Raw genomic sequence first — 15,914 nt, 5'->3', positions numbered from 1 at the left:
CCGCCCGGCCGGCCCCCACCGGCGCCCGCCGGCACGTCCGTCGTCTATTCAGGCCGCTCCGGCCGGGCGCTCCGCGGCAGGTCAAAGCTCTCAGGACCGTTTCCACCGTTCGGAACGCGGCGAGCGTACCGTCCCACGCACGGGCCAGCGACAGCAGCCGGGAAGGGGGGCGGGGCTGAAGCACTGTTGGGCGTTGTGGCGCCCCCATATCAAGCGTTTCCTTCCCTCCCTGCTGGCCAACCACGGGGTCACGATCGCGATCGCCCTGACCTTCGCAGTGATCGTGGGAATTGGTGCGAAATTCTCGATGGTGCCCAGCGTCCTCGCCAGCGTCTGGATGGTGGCGAACGCCGCCCCGCTGAAAATGCAGGGTGTGGAGCTGGGATTCGTCCCACTGCTCCCCGCGATTGCCGTGATCCTCGGCCACTCCCGCCGCATCACGAAGGCGCTGGGGGATAAGGTCAGCGTCCGGGGCTTAAGGGTCTTCGCCGCTCTCGGTATTGGTCTGCCGATGGTGCTGACCTTTATCGCTTGGCTCATGCTCCTGGATGCAGGTCGTGTCTTCGACGTCCAGGCGCCCCACCTGGGGCGGGCGCTGTTGAACACCTTCCTCGTTAACGGGCTGGCCGTGGCTATCGGGATGCGGGGGCGCATCTGGCGGGCCCTGCTGATGCGCCGCCACTGGCCGACCTGGCCCGTGGAGTCCGTCCGCCTGGGTCGGAACTTCCTGGGCTGGATGTGTGTCGCCGGCCTCCTGGGCGTCGTGATCGCCCTGATCGGCAACTGGTCCGCCGCCAGGGCGGCTTATGAGATCGCGCCGGGCTTCTGGCCAGGCGTGGGGATGACCCTCCTGGCACTGCTCTACCTGCCGAATATCGTCATCGGGGCGGCAGCCGTCTTACTGGGCGGGGAGTACAACCTCGGCTTTGGTCTATTTAGCCTGTTCAATATCACCAACGTGGAGCTGCCCCCGCTGCCGATCCTGGCCGCCGCCCCAAATGCCCCCATCCCGGGTGGGCCGTTCCTGCTGGCGATCCCGGCGATCGTCGCCGTGGCCACCGTCTACCGCTTCGTGCGTCAGCGCAGCTACGTGGAGTCCCCGGTCTTCACGGGCCTGGGAGCTGGCGTCGCTGCCTTGGTGTTTGCCTTCATTGGTGCGTGGTTGGCACGCGGAGTGCTGGGCACCGTCGGCATCACCGGGCCGCTGCCGTGGCTCGCCGCCGTGGAGGCGGGTGGCTGGTTGCTGCTGCCCGCTACGGTGCTGATGTGGTTCCTGGCCCGCGCCGGTGCCACGGTGACCGAGGCCGTCCCGGCCGACGAGGTCGCTTCTGCCGAGGACGCCGAGCGCGAAGACGCCGAGTACGAGGACGATGACGCTGACTACGACGGCGAGGACGCCTCCGATGACGGAGATGTTGCCGCAACCGACATCGCCGATGATCAGGACGTCGAAAACGAAGATGCCGACGACGGGGACGTCGCCGCGGATGACGCTGAGGACGAAGACGCCGCCTCCAACAACGTGGACGCTGCCGCGGATGACGTCGCTGAGAACGCTGAGGGCGAGGCCGAGACCGTCGCCGCCGAAGAAGACGAAGAAAACGATGAGACCGACAACGCGGACCTCGAAGACCAGACCGACGCCGACGGCGAGAACAGCGAGATCGAGGAGAACGAGGAGAACTAATGAGCCAGAATTTTCACACCACACTGCCCGCACCCCAGGGCCGACCGCTGCGCATCGTCGCGCTGGCCTCCGGCTCTGGCACGCTCGTCCAAGCCCTCATCGACAACCTGGACTCGGCGAAGGTCGAGCTGCTCGCCATCGGGGCGGACCGCGATTGCGCCGCGCTCGAGCGAGCCGAGAAGGCGGGCCTGCCCACCTTCAAGGTGGAATACATCCCCAAGGTCACCGACCGTGGGCAGTGGAACCGTGACCTCATTGCGGCGCTGGAAAGCTGGGACGCCGACCTCATCGTTTCCGCCGGGTTTATGCGCATCATCGGCGCGGACGTCGTGGAACGCTTCCCGGGCCGCATCATCAACACCCACCCCGCGCTGCTGCCCTCCTTCCCGGGCGCACAGGCGGTCGTGGATGCGATCGAATACGGCGTGAAAGTCACCGGCTCGACCGTGCACGTGGTGGACGCCGGGGTTGATTCCGGCCCGATCGTGGCACAGGAAGCGGTAAACGTGCACCCAAGCGATAAAGTGGAATCGTTGCACGAAAAAATTAAGCACGTGGAGCGGCGTTTGATCGTGCAGGTCCTGCACGAGATCGCAGGAAACGGACTCACCATCGAGGGACGAAAGGCCCAGATCAGCAGCAATGACTGAACTTTCGAATTCTAAGAACCCAGCGCAGGCAACCGGCGAGCGCAAGCCCATCCGCCGCGCCCTGGTCAGCGTGTACGACAAGACCGGCCTGGAGGAGCTCGCGCAGGGCTTGCACGCCGCAGGGGTGGAGATTGTCTCCACCGGCTCGACCGCCAAGAAGATCGCTGATGCCGGCGTGCCCGTCATCGAGGTGGAACAGCTCACCGGCTTCCCCGAGGTCCTCGAGGGCCGCGTGAAGACCCTGCACCCGCGCGTGCACTCCGGCATCCTCGCCGACACCCGCAAGCAGGACCACCTTGACCAGCTCAAGGAGCTGGAGATCGAGCCCTTCGAGCTGGTGGTCGTGAACCTCTACCCGTTCACCCAGACCGTCGCCTCCGGGGCCTCCTACGACGAGGTCATCGAGCAGATCGACATCGGCGGCCCGTCGATGGTGCGCGCCGCCGCGAAGAACCACGCCTCCGTCGGCGTGGTCGTGGACCCGAACAGCTACGACCAGGTCGTCGCCGCCGCGAAGGAGGGTGGCTTCACCCTCGCGCAGCGCACCGAGCTGGCCATGAAGGCCTTCCAGCACACCGCCTCCTACGATGTCGCGGTAGCCAGCTGGCTGACCGCCCAGGTTGGCAAGGATGACGAGCAGTTCCCGACCTGGTCCGGCGCCTCCTATGAGAAGGCCCACGACCTGCGCTACGGCGAGAACCCGCACCAGAAGGCCGCGGTCTACACCGCGCCGGGCGAGAAGCCTGGCCTGGCGCAGGCAGAGCAGTTCCACGGCAAGGAGATGTCCTACAACAACTACACGGACGCCGACGCCGCGTGGCGCGCCGCCTGGGACCACGAGCGCCCGGCCGTCGCGATCATCAAGCACGCCAACCCGTGTGGCATCGCTGTGTCCGAGGAGTCCATCGCTGCCGCTCACCGCGCCGCGCACGCCTGTGACCCGATGTCCGCCTTCGGCGGCGTCATCGCCGTCAACCGCCCGGTCAGCGTGGAGATGGCCAAGCAGGTCGCGGAGATCTTCACCGAGGTCATCGTCGCTCCGGACTACGAGGACGGCGCGATCGAGATCCTGAGCCAGAAGAAGAACATCCGCATCCTCAAGGCCGCCGCCCCGACCCGCGCGACCATCGAATCCCGCCCGATCTCCGGCGGCCTGCTGCTGCAGGAGCGCGACGTCATCGATGCCAAGGGCGACGCCCCGGCCAACTGGACCCTGGCTGCCGGCGAGCCGGCCGACGAGGCCACCCTCGCCGAGCTGGAGTTCGCATGGCGCTCCGTGCGCGCCGTGAAGTCCAACGCCATCCTGCTCGCCGCCAACGGTGCGACCGTGGGCGTGGGCATGGGGCAGGTCAACCGCGTGGACGCCGCGAAGCTCGCCGTCGAGCGCGCTAACACCCTGTCCGACAGTGCCGAGCGCGCCAAGGGTGCGGTCGCCGCGTCCGACGCCTTCTTCCCGTTCGCCGATGGCTTCGAGGTGCTCGCCAACGCTGGCGTGCGCGCCGTCGTCCAGCCGGGTGGTTCCGTCCGCGACGCCGAGGTCATCGAGGCCGCCACGAAGGCCGGCGTGACGATGTACCTCACCGGGGAGCGCCACTTCTCGCACTAACAGCAAGAGTGTGAACGCTTAGTGAGGGGCCGAGCAGCGGAGACGCTGCCCGGCCCTTTTTCTATCTCGGGGGCCAGACGCGGCGGGGCCAAATATGAGATGATGATCACATCATAAATAGCTCGCCCAGCCGACAACGGGAGGTTTTCACCCCATGCCACTGAACCCGCAGCCACAGGACGTCGTCATCGTCGGCGCCGCCCGCACCCCGCAAGGCCGCCTGCTCGGCGCGCTGTCCCGCAAGACCGCCGTCGACCTCGGCGCCGCCACCATCTCCGCAGTACTCGAAAATTCCGGCGTCGGCACCGAGCCGGTGGACTACGTCCTCATGGGCCAGGTCGTGCAGGCCGCCGCAGGTCAGAACCCCGCCAAGCAGGCCGCCGTCGCCGCGGGGCTGGGGATGCACGTTCCGGCGATGACCATCAACAAGGTCTGCCTCTCCGGCTTGGACGCCGTCATCAGCGCCGCACGCATGATCAAGGCCGGGGACGCCACCGTCGTCGTCGCCGGTGGTCAGGAGTCCATGTCCAACGCCCCGCACCTCGCCGCCGGCGTGCGCGCAGGCAAGGGCTTCGGTGGGCTGAAGTTGGACGACGCCCTCGAGCGCGATGGGCTCACCGACCCGGTCCAGGGCACCGCCATGGGCGTGGAGACCGACGCGAACGCCGAGGCCGCCGGCCTGAACCGCGAGGAGCAGGACCAGATCGCCGCGCTGTCCCACCAGCGTGCCGAGCGTGCGACCACCGATGGCACCTTCGCTGAGGAGATCGTCCCCATCGAGGTCGCCACCCGCAAGGAGACCATCACCGTCTCCCAGGACGAGGGCGTGCGCCCGGGCACCACCGAGGAGGGCCTGGCCAAGCTGCGCCCGGCATTCCGCAAGGAGGGCACCATCACCGCCGGTTCCTCCTCCCAGATCTCCGACGGCGCGGCCGCCGTCGTGCTGACCACCCGCGAGAACGCCGAGGCCAAGGGCTGGAAGATCCTGGCTACCGTCGGCGCTGCGGGGCAGACCGCAGGACCGGACACCTCGCTGCTCTCCCAGCCTTCCCAGGCCGTGAAGGCCGCCCTGGCCAAGGCCGGCTGGGAGACCGGGGACCTGGACTTCCTGGAGATCAACGAGGCCTTCGGCGCCGTCGTCGCACAGTCCCTGAAGGACCTGGACTACCCGCTGGAGAAGACCAACATCCACGGCGGTGGCATCTCCCTGGGTCACCCGATCGGCTGCTCCGGGGCCCGCGTGCTCGTGACCGCAGCCCACGAGCTCAACCGCCGCGGCAGCGGCAAGGCTGCGGTCTCCCTGTGCGGTGGTGGCGGCCAGGGCGATGCGCTGCTGATCTGGAAGTAACGCCTTCAGAGGGGCTGGGCTGGTTTTGGCCAGCCCAGGGGAGGGGAATCCCACCCAGCTAACCCAAGCTAGCCCAGGAAGAGCACGATCCCTGCCATGATCGGCAGGGAGATCGCCGTGGACACCACGCCGGTGTCCCGGGCCAGCACCTGCTGGGTCTGGAAGCGCTGCGCGTAGGTGAACACGTTTTGGCCCGTGGGCAGCGCCCCCATCAGTACCATCGCCAGCAGCAGCTCCCCGCTCGCGCCGAAGACCAGCGTGCCGACAAGGAAAGCCAGCGTGGGGTGCAGCACTGTCTTCAGCAGGGAGGCCACCAGCACCGACTTGCGCGGGCTGCTCCCTGGCTGCAGCACCTTGACCTCCGCCATGGACATGCCGAAGACCACCAGTGCGACGGCGACCATGGACTGGGCGATCAGATCGATCGGGTCCGCGATCAGCGCTGGCAGCTCAAAGCCGAATTGAGTGTTCATCCAGGCCAGGATCATGCCGATAAAAGCTGAAATCAGCAGGGGGGACTTAAACAGCGCCAAGGCCACCGCCGGCGCCAGCCGGGGACGCGACGTGTCCGACTGCGCGCCCGAACCACGCTCCTCGGCGATATCCAGCAGCAGCACCGCGGTGGGAGCGTAGAGACCCACCTGGAAGAGGATCACCGGCAGCGTCAGCGTCGGGTCGTCCAGCAGGTAGGTGGCCAGCGGAATGCCCAGGTTGGAGCCATTGCAGTAGCTGGCCGCCAGCATCCCGATGAGGGACTCCTTGGCGGTGCGCCGGGCAATCCAATAGAAGAGCGCGAAGCTCGTGAATCCGGTCAGCAGGCTGCTGATCGCCACTACCGCGAGGTTGGGCCCGAAGATCTGCCCGAGGTCCGCGTGGCTCATGAAACGCAGCAGCGTGGCGGGCAGCGCGATCCAGAACACGTACATGTTCAACGGATAGAGAGCCTTGGGGCCCAGGAGCTGCGTGCGGCCAATGACGTAGCCGATCCCGATGATGAGGACGACGACGCCGAAGCCGGTGAGCACATTGAGCATGGCCCCTATTGAACCACCCGCCCGCCCCGGGGCGACCGCGAGGGGTGTGGCCAAGCAAGGGGAGGCGGGTGGGCGGACGGTGAGTGGGCACAAGAAACCCCGCCGGGCTGCTGCCACGGCGGGGAGTCCGGAGGGGGAGTGGTGCCTAGAGGGCCTTCACCACGTAGGCCTTGGCCCACTTATCGGTGTGGGACTGGTTGTACGGATCGCGGGAGATCCCCACGCCGTAGACGATCATGTAGATGAATCCGAGGAAGGGCAGGATGCTCAGCAGGCCTTGGATGAGGTAGAAGCTATTGCGCTTCAGGGACTGGCCAAAACTAAGCTGCCCGCCTTCGAAGTTCACCACGCGCTGGCCCGTGGCCAGCTTGCCCAGTGAGCCCTTCATGCCGCTGGACTCCATCGCCGCGCGGTAGACGAACCACAGGACGAAGGAGAGCAGCGAGGCGATCCCAATACCCATCGGCATCTCGGCATCGATGCCTTCGGAGACATTAAACAACCAATTAATAACCTCCTGCGGGGAGGAGAGCAGCAGAAACGCTGGTGCGCTGGCAACGTGGACCACGATTCCGTCGATGATGAGGCTCAGCAGGCGAATCCACGGGCCCGGACGAGACGGCGCCAGGGGAGCGGTGCCCACCGAGGCCTCGTAGTCCGGCATGCTGGGGAAACCACCGGCGGCAGCGGAGCGCTCATCGCCCATCGGCACGCCGTAGCTATCGGCCCCATAGCCCTGGCTGGCAGGGGAGTCGTTAAACGCGTCCCCCGCGTCGGGCTGGGTGTACCCGCTACCGTAAGACCCGTCACCAGAAGCAGCCCCGTTGTATCCACTATTCGGCGTCGATCCGCCGTAGCCACCGTTATCCGGGGTTCCTCCGTCATAGGGATTGTTGTCATAGGGGTTCGTCATCACAGGGCCTTTCGCTCATCGTTTAGCCCCCGCGTCGGTGTGTGCGTGAAGGGCATTGTCCACGAATATAGTTACCCACTATCCGGGCTGCACGGCTGCACCCCTCGGAAGTGCACGGGGGAGCCCCTAAGGAAACGCGAGAAGTTTACGCCCGCGTTCACCCGGGTCTAAAGTGAAAAGGCGTAAAACAGCCACGCGATGGTGCTCCGCGGGCCGGTGCACCCAGCGCTGCTGAGGCTTTGAAAGGAACAAGCTACGCCCATGACCCACCGCATCGGTTTCGACCGCGAGAAGTACATCCAGCTCCAGTCCGAGCACATCAACGAGCGGCGCGAGCAGATCGGTGGGAAGCTCTACCTCGAAATGGGCGGCAAGCTCTTCGACGACTACCACGCCTCCCGCGTTCTGCCCGGCTTCACACCCGATAACAAGATCGCGATGCTGGAGAATATCAAGGAGGACGTCGAGATCGTCGTGTGCCTCAACGCGCGCGACCTGGAGCGCGGCAAGGTCCGCGCCGACCTCTCCATCCCCTACGAGGAGGACGCCCTCCGCCTCGTCGACGTCTTCCGCGACCGCGGTTTCCTGGTCAACAACGTGGTGCTGACCCAGCTGGAGGACAGCAACCACGTGGCCGTCGCCTTCGCCGAGCGCCTGGAACGCCTCGGCCTTAACGTCGCCCGCCACCGGGTAATCCCCGGCTACCCGACGAACACGGAGCTCGTGGTCTCCGACGGCGGCTTCGGCCTTAACGACTACGTGGAAACCTCCCGCGACCTCGTCGTCGTCACCGCACCCGGGCCAGGGTCCGGCAAGCTTGCCACCTGCCTCTCGCAGGTCTACCACGAGTTCCGCCGCGGGATCCCCGCCGGCTACGCGAAGTTCGAAACCTTCCCGATCTGGAACCTCCCGCTGGAGCACCCGGTCAACCTCGCCTACGAGGCAGCGACCGCGGACCTGGACGACATCAACGTCATCGACCCCTTCCACCTGCAGGCCTACGGCACGCAGGCGACCAGCTACAACCGCGACGTCGAGGTCTTCCCACTGCTGAAAACCCTGCTGGAGAAGCTCTACGGGCACTCGCCGTACCAGTCGCCGACGGACATGGGCGTGAACATGGTGGGCAAGTGCATCTCTGACGACGAGCTGTGCCGCGAGGCCGCGAAGCAGGAGATCGTGCGCCGCTACTACAAGGCGCTCGTCGAGGAGCGCCGGGAGGATACGGACGATACCGTCTCCTCGCGCGTGGCGATCGTCATGAGCAAGGTCGGTGCGAGCATCAAGGACCGCCGCGTCGTGGCCGCCGCCAATGAGGTGGAGGAGCGCACCGGCCAGCCGGGCAGCGCCCTGGAGCTAGCGGATGGCACGATTATCACCGGCAAGACCAGCGAGCTGCTGGGCTGCTCCGCGGCGATGCTGCTCAATGCGCTGAAGCACCTCGCGAGCCTGGACGACGAGATCCACCTGCTCTCGCCGAAGTCCATCGAGCCGATCCAGACACTCAAGGTCGACCACCTGGGCTCCCAGAACCCGCGCCTGCACACCGACGAGGTGCTCATCGCGCTCTCCGTCTCCGCTGCCGAGTCCGAGGACGCCCGGGCAGCGCTGAAGCAGCTGAAGAACCTCGCGGGCTGCGACGTCCACACGACCACCATCCTGGGGTCCGTGGACGAGGGCATTTTCCGCAACCTCGGGGTACTGGTGACCTCCGAGCCGAAGTACTGGCGAAAGGCCCTCTACCGTAAGCGCTAAGCGCTAGCTGATGCTGATGCCGGAAGTGCCCTCCGGGCCCTTCCTTTGCGTTCCTGACCCAACAGCGTAGTCAGCGAAAAGAAGACCCGCCCTGGCATAACGCCTGGGCGGGTCTTCTTTGTCTACGTAACGTCTACCTGCCGGTTCTTAACGGCTGTTGAAAGGCAGGAGAGCCATCTCGCGGGCATTCTTGATCGCGGTAGCAACCTCACGCTGCTGCTGCGGGGTCAGGCCCGTGACGCGGCGAGAGCGGATCTTGCCACGGTCGGAGATGAACTTACGCAGGAGAGCGTAGTTCTTGTAGTCAACCTGCTCGATGCCTTCGGCCTTGAGCGGATTCTTCTTGGGGCGGCGGGACTGCTCCATCCGCGCCCGCTTCATGTTGTTGCGCTTCATTTAAAGAGCCTCCCTAATTACCAGCTGGACTTACGAACGCCCGGCAGCTCACCGCGGTGAGCCATCTCGCGGACGCGGACACGGGACAGGCCGAACTTGCGGAGGTAGCCACGTGGGCGACCGTCGGCGGCGTCACGGTTGCGGACGCGAACAGGGGAGGCGTCGCGCGGCTGACGGTTCAGCTCGAACTGCGCCTCAATGCGATCCTCGTCGCTGGTGTTCGGGTTCTTGATGATCTTCTTGAGCTCAGCGCGACGCTCCGCATAGCGGGCGACGATTTCCTTGCGCTGCTCGTTCTTCGCGATCATGGACTTCTTAGCCATAAATTATCGCTCCTCGCGGAATTCGACGTGCTTGCGGGCAACCGGGTCGTACTTCTTCAGAGTGATGCGATCCGGGTTGTTGCGCTTGTTCTTACGGGTGACATAGGTGTAACCGGTGCCAGCCGTGGACTTGAGCTTGATGATTGGACGAATATCGTTACGAGCCATTTTTAGATCTTCTCCCCACGAGCGCGAATCTTGGCAACGACGGACTCGATGCCATCACGGTCAATGGTCTTCAGGCCCTTCGGAGAGACCGTCAACGTGATCGTGCGGCCCTCAGAAGGCAGGTAGAACTTGCGACGCTGAACATTCGGGTTCCAGCGGCGGCTCGTGTGTCGGTGAGAGTGGGAAACCTGCTTGCCGAAACCCGGCTTGCGGCCCGTCACCTGGCAATATGCCGACATGGGTTTTCTCCTTCCACCATGCACAACACAACGAAAAATGCAGGCTCCCCGGTGGGTAGACAGTCCGCTAGGAAGCGCGAAATACGCTGTATGCACGGTGATGACGTTTACATAGACAACAGCAGAGGACGATTATACAGCTCAGGTGGAAAAGCGCCTAATCTTGTCCAGTCGGGACTGGTGCTTGTGCGGCGCCCGGTCAATTATGTCCACCGGTCGAAATGCGATAGACTTTTGCGGTCGTACGTGCTGCCATCGTGGCATCTCGAACGTGAAGACAATGTTTCGCCCCGACTCGGGCACGACCCGCGCTGTCATGTGTGGGACCGACCCGATGTGATCAACCTAAGGGAAGAAGTATGAAGAAGGATATCCACCCGGATTACCACCCAGTGGTATTCAAGGATTCTGCTACCGGTAAGCAGTTCCTGACCCGCTCCACCGCCACCTCTGACCGCACGGTCGAGTGGGAGGATGGCAACGAGTACCCGCTGATCGTCGTCGACATCACCAGCGAGTCCCACCCGTTCTGGACCGGCGCACAGCGCGTCATGGACACCGCAGGTCGCGTCGAGAAGTTCCAGCGCCGCTACGGTGGCATGGCTCGCCGCAAGAAGAAGACCCAGTAAGGCTCGAGGAGGGTAGAAGAAAATGGCAGTACCAAAGTTTAAGAAGTCCCGCGCCAACACCCGCGCCCGCCGTTCCCAGTGGAAGGCGGATAACGTCGATCTTCAGACTCAGAAGATCAACGGCCAGGAGGTGCAGATCCCTCGCCGCCTGGTGAAGGCTGCTCAGCTCGGCCTGATCGACCTGGACTAGTTCCGGTCAGCCGGTTTTACCGGCCCAACGCCCGCACCTGGATCGCAGGTCGCGGGCATTTTTTCTGCCGGCGCACAACCGGGGAAGTACCTAAAACTTGCGTTCGAGATGTAGAAGAATCCTAACCAGCGGGTGCAAGCAACCTAAACAGGTGCTGAGCTTTAACACAAAGCCGCGCCGAGAGGGCACAATAGCTATATGAAGATTCTCGTTGTGGACGATGACCCGGCTGTACGCGAGTCGCTGCGCCGTTCCCTGATTTTCAATGGGTACGCCGTCGTGCTCGCCGCGGACGGGGAGGAAGCGCTGGATAAAGTTCAGTCCGAGCGTCCCGACATGGCGATCCTCGACGTCATGATGCCGAAGCTCGACGGGCTCGAAGTGTGCCGCGAGCTGCGTTCCCAGGGCGATGACATCCCAATCCTCCTGCTCACGGCCCGCGACTCCGTCTCGGAGCGCGTCGCCGGGCTGGATGCCGGCGCGGACGACTACCTCACCAAGCCCTTTGCGCTCGAGGAGCTTCTGGCTCGCACCCGCTCCCTCGTCCGTCGCGCCGCACGCCCGGCGGCGGTGGACACCCAGCAGACCGAGATCCTGAAGTTCGAGGACCTCGAACTAGATCCCGCGACCCGCGACGTCACGCGCGGCAGCCGTCAGATCAGCCTGACCCGCACCGAGTTCGCGCTGCTGGAGCTGCTGCTGCGAAACCCCCGCAAGGTGCTCTCTCGCACGACGATCCTCGAGGACGTGTGGGGCTATGACTTCCCGACCTCCGGCAATGCCCTGGAGGTCTACATCGGCTACCTGCGTCGCAAGACCGAGGCCGACGGCGAGCCACGCCTGATCCAGACGGTTCGCGGCGTGGGCTACGTCCTGCGCGAGACTGCCCCATGAGTTTGAGGCGGCTCTCCCCGGAACCCCGGGGTCGTGCCTCCCGCTCGGCGACGGGGGAGCGCACCGCGGGCGAGAATGTCGACCACGGCATGCTCCTCGAACCGGAACGTGCCGCCGAGCTGACCAAACGCCCCCGGTGGCGCCGCTTTTTGGACGGCACGCTGGGCAGCATCAAACAGCGGTTGACCATCCTGGCCTCCCTGGTCATCATCTTCTCGATCGCCACCGTTACCTTCGCGGCCTACGCCACGGTGTCCCAGATTTTGTGGCGCACCAGCGATAGCCTGCTGCGCTCCCAGGCGCAGAGCATCATCGAGATGCCACCCGAGAAGACCCCAGGTGGTGTTCAGGAGGAGAATTACGAGCCGGCCTTCGAGCGCATCTCGAACACCCTAAGTTTTATCGTCGTCCCCGAGACCTATACCGGAATCGCCGCGCCCGTCGCGAAGTTCGAACCCGTCCTGGAGGACGCCGAGATCTCGGTCATCCGGGGCGAGCACCCACATTCTTACCGCTCCGATGGCGACGACCGTTACTTTGCAGTCGCCGCACCCGACGGCCGCGTCGTCGTCCTCGTTTCTGACGCCTCGTCGACGCAGCGGGCCTTGGATTCGCTGGCGCTCATCCTGACCATGATCGGTATCTGCGGGGCGCTCGGCGCGATCGTGCTGGTCACCGCCGTGGTGAGCACGGGACTGCGACCCATCGACCGCCTCCGGCGGGCCACGGACCGAGTGACGGAGACGGATGAGCTTCGTCAGCTCGTTGTTTTCTCCAATGACGAGGTCGGCACCCTCACCCAGTCCTTCAACAACATGATGCTGGCCCTGCAGACCTCCCGAGAAAAGCAGAAGGAGCTCGTGGCAGATGCCTCCCACGAGCTGAAGACGCCGCTGACCTCCCTGCGGACCAATATCGAGCTGTTGCTGCTCGCGACGCGCGAGGACTCCCCGGGTATTTCGGAGGCGGACCGCCGGGAGATCGAACGTGATGTGCTCAGCCAGTTGGACGAGATGAGTGCCCTGATTAAGGACCTGGTGGACCTCGCCCGTGAGGATGGTCCCGTCCTCAGCGACCAGGAGGTCGACCTCAACGACTGCATTCGCGTTGGTGTGGCGAAGGTGCAGCGGCGCCGCCCGGACGTCATTTTTGAGATCCACGCCGAACCCTGGGTCGCCCAGGGGGATCCGCTCAGCCTGAAACGCGCGCTGCTAAACCTGCTGGACAACGCAGCTAAATGGTCTCCGCAGGGCGGCACCGTGCGAGTGTGGATGCAACCCATCCCACCGGCGGCCTCGGGTCTTCCTGCCGGGGCGCAGGGCGGTGAGGGATACGAGGAGGCTGTGGAAATTCGAGTCGCAGACTCGGGGCCGGGTATCCCAACCAATGACCGGGCAAAGGTCTTCGATCGCTTCTACCGCTCGATCAGTTCTCGCTCGATGCCGGGTTCTGGCCTGGGGCTTTCCATCGTGAAGCAGGCTGTGGTGAATCACGGCGGGGCGATCATCGCTGATGAATCTGACGACGGTGGTGCGCTGATGCGGGTTGTGTTGCCCGCCCGCCGTGGAACTCCCAGCGAAAAATAGGGCTGCGTCCCAGTATTTTTTAGAAGGGAAGTGGAGGATGGTTCCTATGGATAAAAATGGTGAGAATCTGAATAGCGGTAACGGTGTCGGCGGCAATGGCGCCAGCGGTGGCGGGGGAGAGCATTATCCGCAGGCGTCGGACTTTGGGCCATTCGGGCACAATGGCAACACCCGCCGCGGCGAGGCTGGGGCGCAGTACGGCCCCGGGGGCTGGGCGGGCGAGGCACAGGACAGTCAGCGTGCCCAGTGGGGCCAGTCGCACACCGGCTATACCCAGACCCACCAGACCCAGCCGCGCCAGGTTCAGACTCACCAGGGCGCGCAAGTTCCGCACCAGGAGCAGCCGCATCAGGCCCAGACTCACCAGGCCCAGGCCCGCCAGGGCGCGCAGGTTCCACAGCACCCGCAGGCGCTGCCGCACGAACCGGGCTACCCGCCCCAGGCAGGGCCAGGCGAGCCGGGCGAGGGCCCGCTGAACACGCCGCCGAAGGAGAAGAAGCGCTGGTCCACCGGTGCGGTCGCGGCCCTCATGGTGGGTGCGGTGGTTCTCGCCTCCGGCACGACCTTCGCCCTGACCTCCATGCAGGGAACCAACAGCACCCGCTCCGTGAACACCCTCGACTCTGCGCCTACCGGCAACGAAGACACCAGCAGTAGCCGACTGGAGGAGTCCGGGACCATCGCCCAGGTCGCGGATAAGGTCACCCGCTCGGTGGTGCAGATCCAAGTGCAGACCGCCCGTGGCGGGGAGGAGGGGTCCGGATCCATCTTCACCAACGACGGGATGATCCTCACCAATAACCACGTCGTCGGTGCCGCCGCCAAGGGTGGTGCGAAGATGCAGGTGATCACCGCCGATGGTCGCGTGCTGCCAGCTAAGTTCATCGCCGCTGACCCGCAGACCGATATCGCCGTCATCAAGGCGGAAGGCGCCGATAACCTGCAACCCATGGCGATGGGGGACTCCAACGCCATCAATGTTGGCGAGACGGTCGCCGCGATCGGCTCCCCGCTGGGCCTGAACTCCACCGTGACCTCCGGCATCGTCTCCGCCAAGGACCGCCCCGTCCAGGCAGCCGGCGAGGACGGCGGCGAGGGCTCCCTCATCGACGCCATCCAGACCGACGCCGCCATCAACCCCGGAAACTCCGGCGGCGCGCTCGTGAACCTCAAGGGCGAGCTCGTGGGCATCCCCACCGTCATCGCGACCCTGGGTGGAGGGGGTACCTCCGGCTCCATCGGCCTGGGCTTCGCCATCCCGTCCAACCAGGCGGTGCGCATCGCCAAGCAGCTGATCGATAACGGCAAGGCCGCCCACCCGATGATCGGCGCGCAGATCAACACCGCCAGCCGCTACGTGGGAGCCGAGGTCATGGAAGTTAGCCCCGGCAGCCCCGCAGAAAAGGCTGGTTTGAAGAAGGGGGACGTGGTGCGCAAGGTCGACGACCGACTCATCGACACCGGCGTGGGGCTCATCGCCGCCATCCGTTCCCACGAAGTCGGGGACACCGTGAAGCTCACCGTCCTGCCTGGGGGACATGGACCGGAAAAGCAGCTCGACGTCACCCTCGGCACCGAGGCCGAAACCCAGGAGTAGACACGCACGGGGGAGGGGTGAAAATAAAACCTCATTAGGGGTTTTAAAAATCCTCTCCCGCGTTAAAGTTAAAGCGACCCACCTGCCGTGAAGGAGTAAAAGCGTTGACGCTAAACCGGAATGAAGCCCACGAGCTCGGTGTCCGAAACCCGATCGTGGACGACATCGACCACAGTCAGCTAGACCGGCTGGACGCCGCCATTCCGGAGCCAGACGATAGCTTCCTCCACAGCCTTGACCAGAGCCTCGATGCGCAGGCCGCCGCCAAGCGCGCAGCCGCCGAGGCCGTGCCCACCCGCCACGCGCTTGTCGTGCTGATCGGGGAGGATCGCGCTGGCCAGGGCGGCAGTGGCGAGCTCGTTGCCGAACTGCTCGCAGAGGACCGCTTCATCGTCGATGCGGTTGTCAACGTCGCCGAGCGCAAGAGCGAGATCCGCCACGCCATCGAAACCGGCGTGGTGGGCGGCGCAGATCTCGTCATCACCATCGGCGGTACCGGCTTCGGTCCCCGTGACCGCGCCCCCGAGGCCACCCGCAAGCTGCTGGATCGCCGCATCCCGGGCATCGCGGAGGCGATCCGCAGCTCCGGGCTGGCCGCCAATAACAAGGATGCCGCTCTCTCCCGTGGCCTCGCCGGCATCTCCGGGTCCACCGTGGTCGTGAACATCGCCGGCAGCCGAGGCGCAATTCGCGACGGCATGGCCACGCTCGGCCCGCTGGTCAACCACGTGCTCGACGAGCTCGGCGTCTAAATGGCCCGCCGCGCACCACGCGGGCTCGCCAGCCTTGCTAAGGCCCGCAGCGCCCGGAACGCCGCCGGGCGGGTGAAAGATCCCAAGGCCGCGGGGCGGGGCGTCGATAAAGAAAAGAACCCGGCCGAGCACGGCGGGTTCGATAAA

17 protein-coding genes are annotated in these 15,914 nt (G+C 65.3%); 11 read left to right on the top strand and 6 right to left on the bottom strand.

All coding sequences use genetic code 11. The features are described 5' to 3' along the window. The 4 genes from HMPREF3088_RS04745 to HMPREF3088_RS04730 all read left to right on the top strand — a co-directional run. Nucleotides 1–1,687: cell division protein PerM (locus HMPREF3088_RS04745; RefSeq protein WP_083317323.1), on the top strand; the 1,687-nt coding region annotated here is incomplete at its 5' end. Then, nucleotides 1,687–2,337, top strand: a complete 651-nt coding sequence (purN, locus tag HMPREF3088_RS04740; protein ID WP_012359785.1) for a phosphoribosylglycinamide formyltransferase — start codon at nt 1,687–1,689, stop codon at nt 2,335–2,337. The genes HMPREF3088_RS04745 and purN, both read left to right, overlap by 1 nt. Continuing rightward, a complete protein-coding gene (gene purH / locus HMPREF3088_RS04735; RefSeq protein WP_070758660.1) occupies nt 2,330–3,943 on the top strand; it encodes a bifunctional phosphoribosylaminoimidazolecarboxamide formyltransferase/IMP cyclohydrolase in 1,614 nt (537 codons plus the stop codon). Before purN ends, purH begins: the two co-directional genes overlap by 8 nt. Nucleotides 3,944–4,097: 154 nt before the next feature. After that, nucleotides 4,098–5,291, top strand: coding sequence for an acetyl-CoA C-acetyltransferase (locus HMPREF3088_RS04730; protein ID WP_070758659.1), 1,194 nt, complete (start codon nt 4,098–4,100; stop codon nt 5,289–5,291). Between the two features lie 68 nt (nt 5,292–5,359). Here HMPREF3088_RS04730 and HMPREF3088_RS04725 read toward each other — a convergent pair whose 3' ends face one another. Then, entirely contained in the window at nt 5,360–6,334 is a 975-nt protein-coding gene (locus HMPREF3088_RS04725; RefSeq protein ID WP_083317322.1) for an AEC family transporter, read from the bottom strand. 136 nt (nt 6,335–6,470) lie between these two features. Next, nucleotides 6,471–7,238 (bottom strand): RDD family protein, encoded by a 768-nt coding sequence (locus HMPREF3088_RS04720; protein WP_070758657.1) that lies wholly within the window; start codon nt 7,236–7,238, stop codon nt 6,471–6,473. A gap of 261 nt (nt 7,239–7,499) precedes the next feature. Between HMPREF3088_RS04720 and HMPREF3088_RS04715 the strand changes: the two genes are divergently transcribed. Beyond that, the gene (locus HMPREF3088_RS04715; protein WP_070758656.1) at nt 7,500–8,993 is read left to right on the top strand and encodes a DUF1846 domain-containing protein; all 1,494 of its coding nucleotides are present in this window, start codon (nt 7,500–7,502) and stop codon (nt 8,991–8,993) included. A 147-nt stretch (nt 8,994–9,140) separates the two neighbouring features. On the opposite strand, the gene rpsR is transcribed toward HMPREF3088_RS04715, so the two are convergent. The 4 genes from rpsR to rpmB are packed head-to-tail and all read right to left on the bottom strand — an operon-like array spanning nt 9,141 to nt 10,119. Then, on the bottom strand, nt 9,141–9,389 hold the full coding sequence (rpsR, locus tag HMPREF3088_RS04710) for a 30S ribosomal protein S18 (RefSeq protein WP_012359791.1): 249 nt from the start codon (nt 9,387–9,389) through the stop codon (nt 9,141–9,143). A gap of 17 nt (nt 9,390–9,406) precedes the next feature. After that, a complete protein-coding gene (rpsN, locus tag HMPREF3088_RS04705; RefSeq protein ID WP_012359792.1) occupies nt 9,407–9,712 on the bottom strand; it encodes a 30S ribosomal protein S14 in 306 nt (101 codons plus the stop codon). A 3-nt stretch (nt 9,713–9,715) separates the two neighbouring features. Continuing rightward, entirely contained in the window at nt 9,716–9,880 is a 165-nt protein-coding gene (gene rpmG, locus HMPREF3088_RS04700) for a 50S ribosomal protein L33 (protein ID WP_012359793.1), read from the bottom strand. Between the two features lie 2 nt (nt 9,881–9,882). Beyond that, entirely contained in the window at nt 9,883–10,119 is a 237-nt protein-coding gene (rpmB, locus tag HMPREF3088_RS04695) for a 50S ribosomal protein L28 (RefSeq protein ID WP_012359794.1), read from the bottom strand. A 359-nt stretch (nt 10,120–10,478) separates the two neighbouring features. On the opposite strand from rpmB, the gene HMPREF3088_RS04690 reads away from it, so the two are divergent. The 6 genes from HMPREF3088_RS04690 (at nt 10,479) to HMPREF3088_RS04665 (ending at nt 15,767) form a co-directional block, all read left to right on the top strand. Continuing rightward, nucleotides 10,479–10,748: a type B 50S ribosomal protein L31 gene (locus HMPREF3088_RS04690; protein WP_012359795.1), complete on the top strand. Its 270-nt coding sequence runs from the start codon at nt 10,479–10,481 to the stop codon at nt 10,746–10,748. Nucleotides 10,749–10,770: 22 nt separating this feature from the next. Further along, nucleotides 10,771–10,938, top strand: a complete 168-nt coding sequence (rpmF, locus tag HMPREF3088_RS04685; protein ID WP_015381369.1) for a 50S ribosomal protein L32 — start codon at nt 10,771–10,773, stop codon at nt 10,936–10,938. A 198-nt stretch (nt 10,939–11,136) separates the two neighbouring features. Further along, entirely contained in the window at nt 11,137–11,832 is a 696-nt protein-coding gene (locus tag HMPREF3088_RS04680; protein WP_015381370.1) for a response regulator transcription factor, read from the top strand. Further along, nucleotides 11,829–13,418 (top strand): sensor histidine kinase, encoded by a 1,590-nt coding sequence (locus HMPREF3088_RS04675; protein ID WP_070758655.1) that lies wholly within the window; start codon nt 11,829–11,831, stop codon nt 13,416–13,418. Before HMPREF3088_RS04680 ends, HMPREF3088_RS04675 begins: the two co-directional genes overlap by 4 nt. A 46-nt stretch (nt 13,419–13,464) precedes the next feature. After that, complete coding sequence (locus tag HMPREF3088_RS04670; protein ID WP_371441298.1) at nt 13,465–15,015, top strand: trypsin-like peptidase domain-containing protein; 1,551 nt, start codon at nt 13,465–13,467, stop codon at nt 15,013–15,015. A 104-nt stretch (nt 15,016–15,119) separates the two neighbouring features. Further along, a complete protein-coding gene (locus tag HMPREF3088_RS04665; RefSeq protein ID WP_070758653.1) occupies nt 15,120–15,767 on the top strand; it encodes a MogA/MoaB family molybdenum cofactor biosynthesis protein in 648 nt (215 codons plus the stop codon). The last annotated feature ends 147 nt before the right edge of the window (nt 15,768–15,914 follow it).

It is taken from the genome of Corynebacterium sp. HMSC22B11, assembly GCF_001815965.1.
In the GTDB taxonomy this organism is placed as follows: domain Bacteria; phylum Actinomycetota; class Actinomycetes; order Mycobacteriales; family Mycobacteriaceae; genus Corynebacterium.
Note: the sequence above shows the minus strand (reverse complement) of the source record. Positions and strands in the feature narration are given on the sequence as shown.